This is a genomic window from Methylobacterium sp. E-005, assembly GCF_022829725.1.
In the GTDB taxonomy this organism is placed as follows: domain Bacteria; phylum Pseudomonadota; class Alphaproteobacteria; order Rhizobiales; family Beijerinckiaceae; genus Methylobacterium.
In genome coordinates this window covers 89,000-106,381 of record NZ_JAKSYG010000153.1, presented here as the reverse complement: position 1 = coordinate 106,381, position 17,382 = coordinate 89,000, and the positions used below count along the sequence as shown (strand labels likewise).

The 17,382-nt window shown below is 71.2% G+C and carries 11 protein-coding genes; 6 read left to right on the top strand and 5 right to left on the bottom strand.

Translation table 11 applies throughout. The annotated features are described in order from the left end of the window. Positions 1 to 178 precede the first annotated feature (178 nt). The 4 genes from dgcA to MKK88_RS16660 all read right to left on the bottom strand — a co-directional run bounded on the left by dgcA (position 179) and on the right by MKK88_RS16660 (position 4,439). On the bottom strand, positions 179 to 1,162 hold the full coding sequence (gene dgcA, locus MKK88_RS16675) for an N-acetyl-D-Glu racemase DgcA (RefSeq protein WP_244001575.1): 984 nt from the start codon (positions 1,160 to 1,162) through the stop codon (positions 179 to 181). A gap of 1 nt (position 1,163) precedes the next feature. Beyond that, the gene (gene dgcN / locus MKK88_RS16670) at positions 1,164 to 2,177 is read right to left on the bottom strand and encodes an N-acetyltransferase DgcN (RefSeq protein WP_244001574.1); all 1,014 of its coding nucleotides are present in this window, start codon (positions 2,175 to 2,177) and stop codon (positions 1,164 to 1,166) included. Between the two features lie 316 nt (positions 2,178 to 2,493). Then, positions 2,494 to 3,045, bottom strand: coding sequence for a GNAT family N-acetyltransferase (locus tag MKK88_RS16665; RefSeq protein ID WP_244001572.1), 552 nt, complete (start codon positions 3,043 to 3,045; stop codon positions 2,494 to 2,496). A 227-nt stretch (positions 3,046 to 3,272) separates the two neighbouring features. After that, positions 3,273 to 4,439, bottom strand: a complete 1,167-nt coding sequence (locus MKK88_RS16660; protein ID WP_244001569.1) for a type III PLP-dependent enzyme — start codon at positions 4,437 to 4,439, stop codon at positions 3,273 to 3,275. Between the two features lie 748 nt (positions 4,440 to 5,187). Between MKK88_RS16660 and MKK88_RS16655 the strand changes: the two genes are divergently transcribed. Beyond that, positions 5,188 to 5,694, top strand: coding sequence for a GNAT family N-acetyltransferase (locus tag MKK88_RS16655; RefSeq protein ID WP_244001567.1), 507 nt, complete (start codon positions 5,188 to 5,190; stop codon positions 5,692 to 5,694). 15 nt (positions 5,695 to 5,709) lie between these two features. Here MKK88_RS16655 and MKK88_RS16650 read toward each other — a convergent pair whose 3' ends face one another. Further along, a complete protein-coding gene (locus MKK88_RS16650; protein WP_244001565.1) occupies positions 5,710 to 7,479 on the bottom strand; it encodes a methyl-accepting chemotaxis protein in 1,770 nt (589 codons plus the stop codon). A gap of 422 nt (positions 7,480 to 7,901) precedes the next feature. Here MKK88_RS16650 and MKK88_RS16645 point away from each other — a divergent pair, with 422 nt between their 5' ends. The 5 genes from MKK88_RS16645 to MKK88_RS16625 all read left to right on the top strand — a co-directional run bounded on the left by MKK88_RS16645 (position 7,902) and on the right by MKK88_RS16625 (position 17,381). Further along, a complete protein-coding gene (locus MKK88_RS16645) occupies positions 7,902 to 9,344 on the top strand; it encodes a lipopolysaccharide biosynthesis protein (protein WP_244001665.1) in 1,443 nt (480 codons plus the stop codon). Positions 9,345 to 9,485: 141 nt separating this feature from the next. Then, the gene (glcE, locus tag MKK88_RS16640) at positions 9,486 to 10,673 is read left to right on the top strand and encodes a glycolate oxidase subunit GlcE (RefSeq protein WP_244001563.1); all 1,188 of its coding nucleotides are present in this window, start codon (positions 9,486 to 9,488) and stop codon (positions 10,671 to 10,673) included. A gap of 151 nt (positions 10,674 to 10,824) precedes the next feature. Beyond that, positions 10,825 to 12,153 (top strand): glycolate oxidase subunit GlcF, encoded by a 1,329-nt coding sequence (glcF, locus tag MKK88_RS16635; RefSeq protein ID WP_244001561.1) that lies wholly within the window; start codon positions 10,825 to 10,827, stop codon positions 12,151 to 12,153. Between the two features lie 720 nt (positions 12,154 to 12,873). Further along, positions 12,874 to 15,963, top strand: coding sequence for a ribonuclease E/G (locus tag MKK88_RS16630; RefSeq protein WP_244001559.1), 3,090 nt, complete (start codon positions 12,874 to 12,876; stop codon positions 15,961 to 15,963). A gap of 173 nt (positions 15,964 to 16,136) precedes the next feature. Beyond that, positions 16,137 to 17,381, top strand: coding sequence for a methyl-accepting chemotaxis protein (locus MKK88_RS16625; protein ID WP_244001557.1), 1,245 nt, complete (start codon positions 16,137 to 16,139; stop codon positions 17,379 to 17,381). The last annotated feature ends 1 nt before the right edge of the window (position 17,382 follow it).

The window sequence follows — 17,382 nt, the reverse complement described above, 5'->3', positions numbered from 1 at the left end:
TTCCTCCCCAGCATTGAGACTTGCTGTGTGTTGTCTGGCTGCTGGGAACAGCGCATCGACGCCATGACCCCAATCGCACACGCGATGGATGGCAGCCGGACGAGAGGAAGGCAAGTCTTCTGGTATACCTAATCCCAAAGGCGTTGTGACGCCCTGCAAGTGACAGGCACGGCGAATCCTATCCCCACAGATCCGGCGTGGGCGGATACATGAGGCTTCCCTCGTAGCGGAGCGGCGTGTCGCGGTCGCGAGCGAGCAGCAGCGGCCCGTCGAGATCGACGAAATCGGCGTCGTTCGCCAGCAGGGCCGCGGGCGCCATGCCGAGCGAGGTGCCCAGCATGCAGCCGACCATGATCGAGAGCCCCCGCGCCTTCGCCTCCCGGGCGAGGAGCACCGCCTCGGTCAGGCCGCCGGTCTTGTCGAGCTTGATGTTGATCGCGTCGTAGCGCCCGGCCAGCGCGTCGAGGCCGGCGCGGTCGTGCAGGCTCTCGTCGGCGCAGACCGGAACCGGATGCGGGATCTCGGCCAGCAGCGCGTCGGCAGCGGCCGGCAGCGGCTGCTCGATTAGCGCGACGCCGGCCCTCAGGCAGGCGGCGAGATTGGCTTCCAGGTTCTCCGGCCGCCAGGCCTCGTTGGCATCGACGATCAGCCGCACGTCCGGTGCGCCGGCTCGCACGGCGGCGATACGCTCCGGGTCCCCGTCCCCGCCGAGCTTGACCTTCAGGAGTGGTCGGTGGGCGGCCTTGCGGGCGGCCTCTCCCATGCTCTCCGGGGTGCCGAGGCTCAGCGTATAGGCGGTGATCGCCGGCCGGGGCTCGGGCAGCCCGGCGATCGCCCAGGCGGGGCGGCCCTGGAGCTTGGCTTCCAAATCGAACAGCGCGCAATCCAGGGCGTTGCGCGCGGCGCCCGCCTCCAGGCGCGCCATCAGTTCCTCCCGGCCGATCCCGCCCGCGATCGCCTCCGCCTGCCCCTCGATCAGGGCGCTGACGCTCTCGACGCTCTCGCCGTAGCGCGGATACGGTACGCACTCGCCGCGCCCGACCCCGTTCGCGTCCGTGATGGTGGCCACCACCACGGCGATCTCCGTGCGGCTGCCGCGGGAGATCGTGAAGGCGCCCGCGATGGGGAAGCGCTCGACGGTCAGCGTCAGGCGGCGGGCCATGTCAGGCTCCCGGGAAGTCGGCGACGATCCGGTCCACCAGCCCGTCCACGCCGAAGCGCACCGGGTCGGTGGCGGGCAGGCCGTGCTCGGACCCGACCTTCTCGAGGAACGCCCGGGCTTCAGGTTCACCGAGCGCCTGCGTGTTGATCGCGATGCCGACGGGCTTGATGCCGGGATTGGTCAGGCTGCCGAGTTTCACGGTGAGGTCGATGACCTGCCGGATGCTCGGCAGCGGATGCTTCACGCCGCGCATAGTGGTGCGTGTCGGCTCGTGGCAGACCACGAAGGCGTCGGCCTGGGCCCCGTGCAGCAGGCCGAGGCTCACCCCCGCGAAGGACGGGTGATAGAGCGAGCCCTGGCCCTCGATCAGGTCCCAGTGGTTCGGGGCTGCGTCGGGCGAGATCGTCTCGACGGCGCCGGAGATGAAGTCGGCCACCACGGCGTCGATCGCGACGCCCTTGCCGGAGATGAACACGCCGGTCTGGCCGGTGGCGCAGAAATCGGCATCGAGGCCGCGCTCGCGCATGCCGCGCTCCAGAGCGAGCACGGTGTACTTCTTGCCGACGGAGCAATCGGTGCCGACGGTGAGCAGGCGCCGCCCCGTCCGCTTGGTACCCTTGCCGGTGGGAAAGCGCTCGTCAGTGTGGCGCACGTCGTGGAGTTGGCGGCCCCGCCGGGCGGCGGCCTCCGCGATGGCCGGCACCGCGCCGAGCTTGACGTGCAGGCCGCTCGCCACGTCGAGCCCGGCCTCGATCGCCGCCACGATCTCCTTCACCCAGTGATCGGGCAGGACGCCGCCGGCGTTCACGACGCCGATCACCAGGGTGCGGCAGCCCTTCGCCAGGGCCTCGGGCAGGGTCATGTCGGGAATGCCGAGATCGGCGGCGCAGCCGGGCAGGCGCATCTGGCCGACGCACCATTCCGGGCGCCAGTCCTTGATCCCGTAGGCGGTCTTGGCCGCCAGCGTGTCGGGCACGTCGCCCAGGAACATCAGGTAGGGCGTGGCGATCTGCATCGGTCGAGCAACCTTCTCCGGAGGCCGGCGGACCGTCTATGCGGGATCGCGACCGTTCGGCGCAATGCATGAGGCCGGCCAGGACGGTGGACGCGGCCGCCATCGGTTGCATGCCGGGGATGCGCCATCCGGAATGGGCGCCTCTCCCGACCTCTCCCTCATCGTGAGGTGCCTGAGCGCAGCGGAGGCCTCGAAGGAGGGCTCCCGGGAACGCGTAATCCCTGGAGGGCTCCTGCGAGGCGGCTTGCGCCGCCCCTCAGAATGAAGTTGCGTTTGGGAAAGACGTTCCTAACCGTCAAGCAGACGGCAGGTCGGCTCAGGCGGCGCGTCGTCGCGCGACCTGCGCCTCGTTCGCCACCGCCTCGACCGGCGACAGCACGCCGGTCGCCCGGACGAGGCCCTCGGCACCCGCAAGAGCCCCGGCACGCAGTTCCAGCCCGAGGAAGCGCGCGCGCTCGAACGGACCCGGCAAAGTCAGGCCCTCCGCGAGCGCCCGGTCGAAGCCGAACCGTGCGTAATAGGGCGCATCGCCGACCAGCAGCACGGCGCCGTGGCCGAGCGCTTCGGCCCGGCCCAGGGCCGCCTGCATCATCACCGAACCGAGCCCCTGCCCCTGGATCGCTGGATCGACCGCCAGCGGACCGAGGAGCAGAGCCGGGCGGGCGTCGCCGGTCTCGACGTGCCACAGCCGCAGGGTGCCGACGAGGCGGCCGCGCCGGGTCGCCGCGAAGGCAAGGCCGCGGGCGGGCAGACGCCCCTCGCGCAGGCGCTCCGAGGTCTTGGCGCGTCGATGACCGGGAAAGCACGCGTCGAGCAGGCGCTCGCGCGCCGGGACATCGTGCAGGTGCTCCGCGCGGATCTCGATCATGACAGGGTCCTCCCCGGGGCCGACATGCGGGAGAAGCGAAGGATCGTCCCGGTGGACGATCAGGGCTGGCCAGCGCTTCCGCAGAAACGACAGCGGCCCTTAACGCCGCATGACCGCAGGAGGGTTCCGGACGAACGACGTCCGTGTGTCCCCATCATGCCGCCAGCGACCCACCGGGAGCGGTTTCGGACAGGAGCCGCCCGGAGCATCCCGGGCGGCGCGCGCGATCAGATCACGATCTGCTGAAGGGGCGGGAAGCCGTTGAACGCCACCGCCGCGTAGGTGGTGGTGTAGGCCCCCGCGCCCTCGATCAGCACCTTGTCGCCGATGGAGAGCGAGACCGGCAGCGGGTACAGCTGCCGCTCGTAGAGCACGTCGACCGAGTCGCAGGTCGGGCCGGCGATGACGCAGGGCTCGGTCGCCTCCCCGTCCCGCGCGGTGCGAATCGGGTAGCGGATCGCCTCGTCCATGGTCTCGGCCAGTCCGCCGAACTTGCCGATGTCGAGGTAGACCCATCGGACCTCGTCGGCCTCGGCGGACTTGCGCGACACGAGAACAACTTCAGCCTCGATCAGGCCGGCATTGCCGACCATGCCCCGGCCCGGCTCGATGATCGTCTCGGGGATCCGGTTGCCGAAATGCTTGGTCAGCCCGCGGAAGATCGCCTCGCCGTAGCTCTCCACGCCCGGCACCGCCTTGAGGTACTGGGTCGGGAAGCCGCCGCCGAGATTGACCATCGACAGGCCGATGCCGCGCTCCGCGCACTCGTGGAAGACCGCCGCCGCGGAGCCGAGCGCCCCGTCCCAGGCCTCGGTGTTGCCCTGCTGCGAGCCGACATGGAACGAGATGCCGTAGGCCTCCAGCCCCTGGCGATGGGCGTGCTCCAGCACGTCCGCGGCCATCTCGGGCACGCAGCCGAACTTGCGCGAGAGCGGCCAGTCGGCGCCCGCGCCGTCGCACAGGATGCGGCAGAACACCCGGATCTCGCCGGTCGGCACGCCCATGACCTCGGCGGCCCGGGCGATCTTCTCCACCTCCGCCTGGCAATCGACCGCGAACAGGCGGATGCCGAGCTTCAGGGCGCGGCCGATGCAGCGCTCCTTCTTGATGGTGTTGCCAAAGGAGATCCGGTCGGCGGTGGCGCCGGCGGCCAGCACCATCTCCATCTCGGCGACGGAGGCGGTGTCGAAGCACGAGCCCATCTCGGCGAGCAGGCGCAGGATCTCCGGCGCCGGGTTCGCCTTCACGGCGTAGAACACGCGGGTATCCGGCAGGGACCGCGCGAAGGCGGTGTAGTTGTCGCGCACGACATCGAGATCGAGGACCATCACGGGGCCCTCGTCCTGACCGAGGTCGCGGCGCACGCGCAGGTAGTCACGGATGCGGTCGGTCATAGTCGTCTCCCGGCACGGGTTCGCGGGCGCCCTACGCGGGGCGCGCTGTCGAAGATGACGGCCAGGACTGGCCGCCGGCGTCAGGGGGCGGTGCGTCGCGCGGACCCACGCGTGTTGGAGACGCGTGCGTTCGAGCGGGCGCAGAGCACCCGGAAGCTGCCGTGGATTGGAAGGGAGAACCCCCACCGCACGCCGGGCAAAGAGAAACAAGCCTCTTCGGTGCCGGCCTGTGGAGGGCCGACGAGACCAAAAAAGCCCGTTCGTCGTTGCTTTAAGCTGCGTCCCCCGTGGAGAGCGGGGTTCGCCGGTTTCGCCTCCGGCTGCCGGTTGTTGTCGGGGTCCGGTGTTGCCACCTGGATGCCGGCCGTAGGGATCCACCCTTGCGACCATCGATCCTTTAAGACCCCTGGCGGCTGTCCGGCAGTTGACCGGATGCCCACCAACCGACACGCGGCCACAGGCACGTGCGAAATTGGGCAAGGCGCATATATGGGGAACGCCCCGGCCGGGCAAGGGCGATACAACCTGGAGGACTGGGTTTTTCGCCCGTCATCCACACCCGGCGCCAGCCGTTGCAAAAACAGCGCATGCCGGGCGCCCGGGCGGGCTTTACGGGCTTCCCAAGACCGGCGGAAGCGGGCATCTGACGGCGGGGCAGCGTATTCGGACGAGTGGTCGATCGATGGGCAGGCGGGGCAGATCCATCCCGACGGCACGGGCGTGAGCGCCCTCCTGTGAGTGCCCCCTTGTGAGTGCCCCCTTGCGCAACCCGGTCGGCGACGGGCTCCCCGAGCCGGAAATCCGCAGCGCGACACTCGCCGATCTCGACGCCCTCGTGGCCCTGGAACACGCCGCCTTCGCCACCGACCGGGCCGAGCGCCGGGCCATCCGGCACGCGATCCTGTCGCCCACCATGGACGTGCTGGCCGCGCTGATCGACCCGCCCGACCGGGACCCGACCCCGGTGCTGGTCGGCGCGGCGGTGCTGGAGCGGCGGCGCAGCAGCCGGATCGCACGGCTGGCCTCGATCGCGGTGGCACCGAACCGCGGCGGCCTCGGCCTCGGCGGCAAGCTCCTCGACGCGGCCGAGGCCCGCGCGCACGCGCACGGTTGCGACCGTCTGCGACTCGAGGTCCGGGCCGACAACGGCGCCGGCATCCGCCTCTATGAGCGCCGGGGCTACACCCGCTTCGCGGTCCGGCCCGACTACTACGAAGACGGCATGGAGGCGTGGCGCTACGAGCGCGCGCTGTAACGCGTCGCCTCCGCCTCAGGCCGGTGCCCGGGTGCGGCGCCGCTCCGGCCCCGGATGGTTCGGGTCCTGCTGCCGGCGCCGGTCCATCGGGCCCTGCCGCAGCGTGGAGACGAAGTCGCGGACCTGCGCGTCGATCTCCGTCGATTGGGTGCGCAGGGTCCGGGCAACCGTCAGCACGCTGCCGGCCGTGGACTCCGTCTGGGCGGCCACGGTGCGGACGCCGATGACGGTCGCGGCCAGCTGATTCGTTCCGTCGGCGGCCATCTGGACGGAGCGGGCGATCGCGCTTGTCGCCACCTCCTGCCGGTCGACCGCCGCCGCCACGCTCGCCGCCGCTTTCAGAATCGCCTCCATCAGGCCGGACACCGCCTCGTTGGCGATCACGGCGCGGCGCGTCCCCTCCTGGATCTCGGCGACCCGCGCGGCGATGTCCTGGGTGGCCTTGGCGGTCTGCTCGGCCAACGCCTTCACCTCGCCCGCCACCACGGCGAACCCCTTGCCGGCCTCCCCGGCCCGGGCCGCCTCGATGGTCGCGTTGAGGGCGAGGAGGTTGGTCTGCGCGGCGATCGCCTGCACGGCGGCCACCACGGTCCCGATCCGCTCACCCGTGACCGCGAGTTCGCGCACCTGGGCGGCGGTCTCCTGGGAGGTCGTGCTGCCCTCGCGGACGGTCTGCGACATCCCCTCGATCTCGCGCCCGATCTCCTGGATCGATCCCGAGAGCTCGTCGGTGGCGGTCGACACGGCCGACACGTGCTCCGAGGTCTCGGCCGAGACCATCGAGGCGACGTCGGCTTCGCCCGCCGTCCGGGTCGAGACGGCCGCCAGCGCCTCGGCCATCTCGTCGAGCTGCGCGGTATCACGCGACACCATCGCCACCACCTCCCGGATGTTCTCCTGGAAATCGGCCAACGCGGCCTCGATATGCGACGTATTCTGTGCCTTCTCGGCGGCCGCGGCCTTCGCCTCCTCCTCCAGACGCTGGCGGGCCAGGGCCTCCTCCCGCAGGGACTGGACGGCGCGCGCCATGGCGCCGATCTCGTCGCGCCGGTCGAGGGCCGGAACCTCGCGATCGAGCCGGCGCTGCCCGAGGTCGATCAGCACGCTGGTCAGGGTGGCGGCCGGCCCCGTCGCGCGCCGCAGGGCGATCCAGCAGAACGCCACGCTCAGGACCATGGCGACGGCCGCGATGACCAGGACACGCTCGAACAGCGTGTCGAGCGAGGCGAGGAAATCCGCCTTCTTCACGCCGACATACAGGATCCTGATTGCCTGGCCGTCGATGTCCCGGATCGGCTCGTAGCGCGTCATGTAAGTCGTCCCGAGGATATCGGCCTCGCCGCGATAGCCCTTCCCCTTCCCGATGACGGCCTCGTAGGCCGGACCCTGGCCGAGCTTGGTTCCGATCGCCCGGCTTCCGGTCGCCGTCATCACGTTGGTGGCGACCCGCGTGTCGCCGAGGAACACGGTCGCGGTGCCGCCGAGCACGTCCTTCACGCGGTCCACCGCCGGATCGTCGGCGCCGATCGCGTGCGTGCCGAGATAGAGCTTGCCGTTCTGAACCGAGAAGAACGCGCCGGGACCGCCCTCGTCGCCGAGCTTCTGCTCCAGCAGGCGGAGGTTGGCATCGAGCGCCAGACCGGCGCGCCGCATGATCTCCGCACGGATCTCCACGTAGAGCAGGCCGGTCACGATCCCCATCGAGACGACCAGCAGAACGGTGACCAATATGCCGATCCGGAACGACAACGTTTCCGTGAATCGCATCCAGCGTTTCAGGCTCATGCAGATGGTCCTCTGACGATGCCGCCAACGCATAGCTTCAGAAAACGGAATCAACAAATGCCTTCGATCGGCGATTAATTTGCGATGATTATTTTTGATAATCTTTCATAGAACGGAATGAATATTAATTGCTCGATAGGATTTGAATGTTCATCGCCGTGGGACACTGACAAGACGCGCCGTCCAGGGCTGACGCGGCCCCTACAAATCCGCCTGCGTGCATCGCGGGCGGGCCGGAGCGCTGCGGGGCCGGGCGGCGGCGGCCCGGATCTGCCGCAGGCCGGCGGATCTGACGAGCTGCCCAAGGCCAGCCCCCGATATTGGTCTCTGCCGCGCTGTTGCCCCGTTAAAGGAGTTTTACGGCCACCGCGCTACGTCACGCGCACCGCCCGAGGGACCCCGCAGACCATGTCGTGCCGCTCATGGCCGTGATCGCCGCCTTCATCATCAATGCGGGGCTCAACTTCGTCCTGGGCCTGCTGATCGCCAAGCTGCTCGGCCCGGCCGATTTCGGGCGATTCGCGCTGGCGACCACCGGGGCGACCGTGCTTAACACGGTGCTGTTCGAGTGGCTGCGGCTCTCGGCGACGCGCTTCTATTCGGGGCGGGTGCGGAGGGACGAGCCCTGGATCCGGCACGGGCTCGACCGGGCCTACCTGCGCATCGGCCTGCTGCTGTTGGCCGCCGCCGCCCTGTGCGGTGCCTTCGGCTTCGCCGACGGGCCGGACGGGCGCGAGGCGGTCCTCTGCGGCACGGGGCTCGCCGCCCTTGGGATCGGCGTGTTCGACTACCACGCGGCCTTGGCCCGCGCCCGGTTCGACGGAAAGCTCTATCTCGGCCTCGTGGCGGTGAAGAACGTCCTCGCCTTCGGGCTGATGGCGGCGGCCGCGTGGTGGCTGCCGCAGCCGGCCTGGGTGCTGGCGGCGGCGGGCTTGAGCCAGTTCCTGGCGGTCGTCCTGCTGCGCCGGCCCCTGCGCGACCCGGACGCCCCGTTCGAGCGGCCGCGCCTCTCGTCGACCTGGCGGGTCTTCGCCCGCTACGGCCTTCCGCTCATTGCCGCCAACACCGCCTATCAATGCCTCGCCTTCGTCAACCGGGGCGCGATCGCGGGCCATGCGGGCTTCGCGGAGGCCGGCTATTTCGCGCTCGCCGCCGACGTCACGGCGCGCGCCCTGATGACGCTCGGCACGGCCCTCGACCTGCTGCTGTTCCAGCTCGCCGTCCAGGCCGAGGAGCAGCAGGGCCGCGCCGCCGCCGAGGCGCAGGTCGCCGACAATGCCGGGATGGTGTTCGCGCTGCTGGCCCCCTGCGCGGTCGGCTTCTGGGCCGTGCTGCCGGCCCTCCAGGCCCTGGTGGTGCCCGATGCTTATCGCGGCCCGTTCGAGACTTACAGCGTCGCGCTGATGCCGGGCCTGTTCTGCCTGACCATGATGTTCTACGCCCTCAACCCGGTCTTCCAGATCCGCCGCCGGACCCTGCCGGTGATCGCCGCCGCCTTGGTCGGGCTTGCGGTCAACGGGGCGGGCCTGCTGGTCCTGCCGGACCGGCTGGGCGGGATCGGGGTCGCGCTGGCGCAGAGCGCCGGGCTCGCCGCGGCCGGGCTGTGGCTCGGCTGGCGCGCCCTGACCGGCCCGGAGCGGATCCGTCTGCCGTGGCAGGCGATCGGGGCGGCAACGCTCGCCTGCGTCGCCATGGGTCTGGTGCTGGCACCGTTCCGCCACCTGCCCCCGGCTACCGCCCTGGCGGTGCTGGTCCCGGCCGGGATGATGTTCTACGGGGCCTGGGTCTGGATCTTCGACATCGCCGGGCTGCGCCGGCAGGTCGGTGCGCGGCTGCGCCCGCCGCGGGTGGCGGCGGCGGAGTAGGACGTGCCAGCGGGGCGCAATGCGGCGGCGCAGAGGAAATCCGAGCACTGAAACCCCGCGACTCCACCTGCGCTTGAATCCTGCGGCCGTTCCGGCGACACCCGTCGTGGAATGGTTTCAAACAAGACCGGGGCGGAAACGATGGGCGTCTACGAGCCCGGCACCGAGGCCGAGGCCGCGGAGATCGTGCGGGCGGCGGCCGGGCACGGCGAGCGGCTGCGCCTCGCAGGCGGCGGAACGGCTGCGGGGCTCGGACGTCCGGCGCAGGACAGCGCAACACTCTCGGCCAGGAAGCTCACCGGCATCACGCTCTACGAACCCGCCGAGATGGTGGTGGCGGCCCGGGCCGGGACGCCCCTCGCCGAGGTCGAGGCGCTGCTCGCCACGAAGGGCCAGATGCTGCCCTTCGAGCCGATGGATCTGCGCGGCCTCTACGGCACCACCGGCGCGCCGACCCTCGGGGCGGTCGCGGCGATCAACAATGCCGGCCCCCGGCGGATCAATGCCGGCGCGGCCCGGGACAGCCTGATCGGCGTGCGCTTCGTCAACGGGCGGGGCGAAGCGATCAAGTCGGGCGGGCGGGTGATGAAGAACGTTACCGGGCTCGACCTGGTGAAGCTGATGGCCGGCGCGCATGGCACCCTCGGGCTCCTCACCGAGGTGACCTTCAAGGTCCTGCCGGCGAGCGAGCGCGTCGCCACCCTGGTCTTCTCCGGCCTCGACGATGCCCGGGCGGTGACCGCCCTGTCGGAGGCCCTGGGCTCGCCCTTCGAGCTGACCGGGGCGGCGCACCTGCCGGCCGGGATCGGGGCGCCGGAGGCGCGCACGCTCATGCGCTGCGAAGGGTTTTCGGAGTCGATCGACTACCGTACGGGCGAGCTGCGCCGCCTGCTGAAGCGTTACGGCCAGCCGGAGATCGTCGACGGCGAAGCCGGCGCGGCCCTCTGGCGGTCGGTCCGGGACGCCACGCCCCTCGCCGAGCCCCGGAACGCGGCGCTCTGGCGGATCTCGACGGCGCCGGGCCACGGGCCGGCGCTGGCGGCCGCGGTGGCGGCCGAGCGGGACGCGCGCTGGTTCTTCGACTGGGGCGGCGGATTGATCTGGCTCGCCACCGGTGCCGAGGGCGATGCCGGCGCGGATGCGGTCCGCCGGGCCGTGCGGGCGCAGGGCGGCCACGCGACCCTGGTGCGCGCGCCCGACGCCGTGCGCGCCGCCGTTCCGGTGTTCGAGCCCCTGGCCGAGCCGCTGATGCGGCTCACCGCGGGCATCAAGGCGGCGCATGATCCGGCCGGGGTGCTGAACCCGGGCCGGATGTACGCGCAGGTTTGAGGTTCATCCCCTCCCCGTTGCGGGGAGGGGTCAGGGGTGGGGGTGGTGCAGAAGGCACCGCGTCGCCCCACCCTGCACCACCCTCACCTCCAACTCCTCCCCGCAAGGAGGAGGAGAGCGGGCAGGACGAGAGAGCAGGCAGGAAGAGACCGTGCAGACCAACTTCGCCCCCGCCCAGCTCGCCGATCCCGCCATGGCGGCCTCGGAAAAGATCCTGCGGACCTGCGTGCATTGCGGATTCTGTACGGCGACCTGCCCGACCTACCTGCTGCTGGGCGACGAGCTCGATTCCCCGCGGGGCCGCATCTACCTGATCAAGGACATGCTGGAGGGCGGCAAGCCAGCCTCACCGGAGGTGGTCAAGCACGTCGATCGCTGCCTCTCCTGCCTGTCCTGCATGACCACCTGCCCCTCGGGCGTGCATTACATGCACCTCGTCGATCATGCCCGGACGCATATTGAGGAGACCTACGCGCGCCCGGTCGGGGATCGCTTCCTGCGGGCGCTGCTCGCGCAGGTCCTGCCCTATCCGAACCGCTTCCGCCTCGCGCTCGCCGCCGCCAAGATCGGCGCCCCGTTCCGCGGGCTGGTGGCCCGGCTGCCGCGGGTCGGCAACCGGCTTGCCGCCATGCTCGACCTCGCACCGGCCGGGATGCCCCCCAAGGAGCCGACCAACCGGCCCGGCCGGTTCCCGGCGGCGACCGGGACAGCCTCCAAGCGCGTCGCCCTGCTGCGCGGCTGCGCCCAGAGCGTGCTGCGGCCGGACTTCAACGCGGCGGCGATCCGCCTGCTCAACCGGCACGGGGTCGAGGTCGTCCACGCCGAGGAGGGCTGCTGCGGGGCGCTGACCCACCACATGGGCAAGGCGGAGTCGGCCCACGCGCTCGCCAAGCAGGCGATCGACGCCTGGGACGCCGAGATCTTCAAGGGCCTCGACGCGATCCTGGTCACGGCCTCGGGCTGCGGCACGACCATCAAGGATTACGGCTTCATGTTCCGCGACGACCCGGCCTATGCCGAGAAGGCGAAGCGGGTCTCGGCGCTCGCCAAGGACGTCACCGAGTATCTGGCGCTGCTCGATCTCGCCCCCGTGGCCGAGACCGACCTCGTGGTGGCGTACCATTCGGCCTGCTCGATGCAGCACGGCCAGGGCATCCGCCTGGAGCCCAAGACCCTGCTCAAGCGCGCGGGCTTCACCGTGAAGGACGTGCCCGAGGGCCATATCTGCTGCGGCTCGGCGGGGACCTACAACATCCTGCAGCCGGAACTGGCCGCGAAGCTGCGCGCGCGGAAGGTCGCCAATATCGAGCGCGTGCGCCCCGACGTGATCGCCACCGGCAACATCGGCTGCGCCACGCAGATCGGGAAGGGCACCGGCATCCCGATCGTCCACACGGTGGAGCTTCTGGACTGGGCGACCGGCGGCCCGAAGCCGGCAGCGCTCGCCGGAGTGGCTCCGCGGCTGGAGGCGGCGGAGTGATCCCATCCTCCACCTCATCCTGAGGTGCGAGCGCCGCGAGCCTCGAAGGAGGGCTCCAGCCGGCCGCGCGATCCCTGGAGGGCTCCTTCGAGGCCTGCGCTGCGCTCCGGCACCTCTGGATGAGGGAAAGGGTGGGATGACCCATCCGAGCGCGATCGCATCCCGTGACACCCCCGTGACATCTATTCACGGTTGACCCTTGCCAAATCCGCGCAGCGGTCTGTAATGATATGGACCCCTTTCCGGTCCCGCCGGTCGCCGCAACGGCCCGCGGACGCAGCCGAATTCCTTGCGAAAGCGGCGGCGGTGTCGCGGCGGGCCCTGTCGGCGCGTCTGGCGGCGACGGGTGTCGTCCCCGATCGGACAGGTGTCGCACGTCGCGGTGGATCCTCCGCCGCACCCAGGAATTCACGGCCGGTCCGATCCGGCCGAGAGCATTTCGCGAGGTCGGGACCACGATGGACGGACGCACGGCCCAGCATAGCGCTGCGCGTGCCCCGGCGGCGCAGAAGGTGCGTCACGCCGGTCCGTTCGTCGACCCGGCCATGTTCAACCCCAGGCGCCCTTTGCGCCGACCGGCGGTTGACGGCAATTTCCCCTCGAACCCATCTGCCTCGGCGACGAGGCCGGCACTGCGCCCGACAGCATTGACGTCGGGCGAGGCGCCGCCGGGACCACGGGCACGGAGAACGACGTCGGCCGCCATGCCGAGAGTCCGACATGGCCAACAAAATGCTGATCGACGCGATGCACCCGGAGGAGACCCGGGTCGTCACGGTCCAAGGGTCTAGGGTCGAGGAGTTCGACTTCGAAGCCGCCAACCGGCGCCAGCTGCGCGGCAACATCTATCTCGCCAAGGTCACCCGCGTGGAGCCCTCGCTCCAGGCGGCCTTCGTGGAGTATGGCGGCAACCGCCACGGCTTCCTGGCCTTCAACGAGATCCACCCCGACTACTACCAGATTCCGCTCGCCGACCGGCAGGCCCTCCTGGAGGAGGAGGCCCGCGACGCCGAGGAACACCGCGAGCGCGAGGAGCGCCGCCGCCGCTCGCCCCGCCGCTCCCGAGGCCGCCGCGCCGAGGCCCGCGCCCGCGGCGCCGACGAGACCGTGAGCGTGGACGACGCGCACGAGGCTGCGCAGATCGAGGGTCAGGTCGAGGGCGAAGAGGGTCAGGTCGCCGATTACGCCGGGACGCCCCCGGAGGCCGGGATCGCGCCGGCCGGCATGCCCGACACGCTCGCCGAGAACCCCGAGGCGGTGCAGGAGGCCCTCGCCTCCGAGACCGCGGCCGGGGAGATTGCCGAGCCGCAGGCCGCCGAGACGCAGGCCGAGACGCACGCTGAGCCGGCCACCGAACCCGCCGAGCCCGCGCCGGTCGCGGTGCGGGCCGAGGAGGCCGCGACCGACCAGGATGACCCGGCCGAGCCCGAGGCACGGATCGCCGTGGCCGAGGCCCTGACCGTGGCCGAGGAGCCGGCCGAGACCGTCGCGGAGGATGTCGCGGAGGCGTCTGGCCGCAGCGGCCCGGCCGTCGGCGAGCTCGACGAGCTGTCGGACGAGGACGAGTCCGAGGAGGACGACTCCGACGATGACGAGGAGGATGAGGACGAATCGGAGGACGACGAGGACGAGTCCGACGAGAATGACGATTCGGACGACGAATCCGACGATCCCGACGCCGAGCCCAAGATCGCCCAGGTCGGCGGCAACGGCGACGCCCTGGCCGAGATCCCCGAGCGGCCCCGCCACTACCGCCGCCAGTACAAGATCCAGGAGGTGATCAAGCGCCGCCAGATCATCCTGGTGCAGGTGGTCAAGGAGGAGCGCGGCACGAAGGGCGCGGCGCTCACCACCTACCTGTCGCTCGCCGGCCGCTACTCGGTGCTGATGCCCAACACCGGCCGCGGTGGCGGCATCTCGCGAAAGATCACCTCGGCGGCCGACCGCAAGCGGCTCAAGGAGGTTGTGCAGGATCTGGAGGTGCCCGAGGGGATGGGCGTCATCCTGCGCACCGCCGGCGCCTCGCGCTCCAAGCCGGAGATCGCCCGGGACTTCGAGTACCTGATGCGCCTGTGGGAATCGGTCCGCGAGCTGACGCTGACCTCGATGGCCCCGGCTCTGGTCTACGAGGAGGGCTCGCTGATCAAGCGCGCCATCCGTGACCTCTACAACAAGGATCTGGACGAGGTTCTGGTCGCGGGCGAGGACGCCTACCGCGAGGCCAAGGACTTCATGCGGATGCTGATGCCCGGCCAGTCCAAGGTCGTGAAGCCCTACCGCGACCCGACGCCGATCTTCGCCCGCTTCGGGGTCGAGCAGCAGCTCGACGCGATGTTCTCGACCCACGTCTCGCTGAAATCCGGCGGCTACCTCGTGATCAACCCGACCGAGGCCCTGGTCTCGATCGACGTGAACTCGGGCCGCGCCACCCGCGAGCACGATATCGAGGACACCGCCCTCAAGACCAACATGGAGGCCGCCGAGGAGGTCGCCCGCCAGCTGCGCCTGCGCGACCTCGCGGGCCTGATCGTCATCGACTTCATCGACATGGAGGAGAAGCGCAACAACCGCGCCGTCGAGAAGAAGCTCAACGAGTGCCTGAAGAACGACCGCGCCCGCATCCAGGTCGGCCGGATCTCGCCCTTCGGCCTCCTGGAGATGAGCCGCCAGCGCATCCGCACGGGCGTGCTCGAATCCTCCTCGATCCCCTGCGCCCATTGCGGCGGCTCGGGCTTCGTGCGCGCCACCGCGTCGGTGGCGCTGCACATCCTGCGCTCGATCGAGGAGGTGCTGCTCAAGTCGGCGAGCCACAACATCATCCTGCGCACCCGCACCGAGATCGCGCTCTACATCCTCAACCAGAAGCGTGGGCACCTGCACGAGCTTGAGGTGCGCTTCGGCGTGACCATCACGATCGCGGCCGACGAGCGGCTGGCGGCCACAACCCCGTTCCAGCTGGACCGCGGCGAGCCGGCCCAGCGGGCCGAGGGCCCGGTGACGGGCGTGCGCGCCCAAGCGATCTCGCCGACCACGGAGTTCGACGACGAGGACGAGGAGATCGAGGAGACCGAGGTCGAGGTCGAGGCGGATGCCGAGGGCGAGGCCGACGAGACCCGCGCCGAGGCCCGGGAGGACGGCACGCGCGACGAGGGCGACGGCCGCCGCCGCCGCCGTCGCCGCCGCCGTCGGGGTGGCCGCGCGGAGGGGCGCTCCGAAGAGGAGCGCCAGGGCGCGCCGCAATCCGACGAGGAGGGCCGGGACGAGGAGTGGGACGGCGACGAGCCGGCGAACGCCAACGAGTCGGGCAGCGAGGCCGCGACCGGCGAGCCGGTTGAGCCGGCCGTCGCAGCCGAGAGCGGCGCGTCCGACGCAGCCGTTGCAGGCCCGGACGAGGCCGTCCAGGCCGAGGATGAGGGCGGACGCCGCCGGCGCCGGGGACGCCGGGGTGGACGGGGGCGCGGCGAGGGCCGCACCCGCGAGGGGGCCGAGGGGGAGGAGGCTGCGGCCTCCGACGAGGCGATCGCGCTGCCGGCGGAGGAGCCGGTGAGCGTCGAGGCCGTGGCGGAGATCATCGAGGCCGCACCCGAAGCCGAGCGTGGCGAGACGGCGGTGGATCTGCCGGTCGCCGAGCCGTCCATGGAGGCCGCGGAGTCCCGTCCGGCGAACGGGGCCGCCGAGCCGGCCCCCGCGTCGAACGCGGAGCCGGCGCCTGAGCCTGTAGCGGTGGTGCTGACGCCGCCGTCCGATCCGGACCGGCCCAAGCGTGCCGGCTGGTGGTCCCGCACCAAGGCCGCGCTGACCGGCGAGTGAGACGGTGCGCCACCGGCCCCCTGCGGCCGGTGGCGCCGAACCACGAAGGGTAAATCGACTGCGACCGGGGAGCGAATGCTCCGATCGATTAGAATCAGATAAGATTAGCCTTCATCATTGGTTGAAGGATCCGTGCGAAGATCGCCTCCGATTCGTCACTCGGAGGACCCCGCATGTTCGGCCTGAACCGCAAGCGCCCGGAGAAGGGCGCTCCCGGCTCCCTGGAAAGGGCCGCCGCACCGGTGCAGGCGCCGGTCATCGTCGCGACCGCCCTGGATCCGCAGCCGGCCGCCGTCCCGACCTTTGATCGCGAATGGCAGTCGCTCCTGGCGCGCATGTCGGCCGCGGCCTCGGATGCCGGCACCTCGATCGGCTGGATGACCCATGACGCCTCGGGCACCGCCGAGCAGGCCCGGCTGATCGCGGCTGCAAGCGAAGAGCTCGCCGCCACCACGGGGGAGATCGCGGCCCGCTCCGCCTCGGCCGCCGAGACGGCCGAGACCGCCCGCGCCGGGATCGCCACCTGCGTCGGCGACCTCCATCGCGCCACCGAGGGTATGCGTGGCATCGAGGAGGGCACCGAGGAGATCGGAAGCCGGCTCGACAGCTTCTCGACCGCGGCCCTGCGGATCGAGGAGATGGCCGGCACCATCGCGGCGATCTCCGCTCAGACCAACCTGCTGGCGCTGAACGCCACCATCGAGGCGGCCCGCGCCGGCGAGGCGGGCCGCGGCTTCGCCGTGGTGGCCGCCGAGGTGAAGACGCTCTCGGCGCAGACCGCCAAGGCGACCGACGAGATCCGTGCCCGCGTGGCGGGGCTCCGCGAGGAGATGGCGGCCATGCAGGCTGCGGTCACCCGCAGCCGTGGCGCGGTCGAGACCGGGGCCGCCGCCATGGTGCGCGCCAATGCCCGCGTCGAGGCCGAGAGCGGCGCGGTCGCGAATGTCGCGTCGCAGATGCGCGAGGCCTCCGAGATCCTGAACCAGCAGATCCAGGCCACCGGCGACATCGCCAACAACGTCGGCCGGATCGCGGAGGGCACCGACAAGGCACGCCGGGAAATCGGAGACGCCATGGCCGAACTCGAGCGGATCGAGACTCTCGGCCGCAACCTGCTCGACCGGCAGGATGGCGGGCAGGCGGCGGAGGCGCATACGGCGCGCCTCCCGGCCGACCTCGCCGCCTGGCGGCGCGCCATCGCGGCGACCCTGGTCGGCATGCGCCCGGCGGACAACCCGCCCGTGGCGGTGGCTGCCAATCCGGCGCGACCGGCCGCAGTGGAGACCCCCCTTGCGCAGGCGCGCGAGCATGCGGCGGCGATGCTCCGCCATGTCCGCGCCCAGGCCTGGGACGAGGCGACCACCGCCTTCGTGGCCTTCGAGGCGGCCATCAAGGACACGCGGTCGGCGATCGCCTGAG

What these genes read in the sequence shown, in the direction of transcription:
- dgcA (WP_244001575.1), bottom strand. Translation starts at nt 1,162, where the DNA reads ATGGCCCGCCGCCTGACGCTGACCGTCGAGCGCTTCCCCATCGCGGGC.
- dgcN (WP_244001574.1), bottom strand. Translation starts at nt 2,177, where the DNA reads ATGCAGATCGCCACGCCCTACCTGATGTTCCTGGGCGACGTGCCCGAC.
- MKK88_RS16665 (WP_244001572.1), bottom strand. Translation starts at nt 3,045, where the DNA reads ATGATCGAGATCCGCGCGGAGCACCTGCACGATGTCCCGGCGCGCGAG.
- MKK88_RS16660 (WP_244001569.1), bottom strand. Translation starts at nt 4,439, where the DNA reads ATGACCGACCGCATCCGTGACTACCTGCGCGTGCGCCGCGACCTCGGT.
- MKK88_RS16650 (WP_244001565.1), bottom strand. Translation starts at nt 7,479, where the DNA reads ATGAGCCTGAAACGCTGGATGCGATTCACGGAAACGTTGTCGTTCCGG.
- MKK88_RS16645 (WP_244001665.1), top strand. Translation starts at nt 7,902, where the DNA reads ATGGCCGTGATCGCCGCCTTCATCATCAATGCGGGGCTCAACTTCGTC.
- glcE (WP_244001563.1), top strand. Translation starts at nt 9,486, where the DNA reads ATGGGCGTCTACGAGCCCGGCACCGAGGCCGAGGCCGCGGAGATCGTG.
- MKK88_RS16630 (WP_244001559.1), top strand. Translation starts at nt 12,874, where the DNA reads ATGGCCAACAAAATGCTGATCGACGCGATGCACCCGGAGGAGACCCGG.
- MKK88_RS16625 (WP_244001557.1), top strand. Translation starts at nt 16,137, where the DNA reads ATGTTCGGCCTGAACCGCAAGCGCCCGGAGAAGGGCGCTCCCGGCTCC.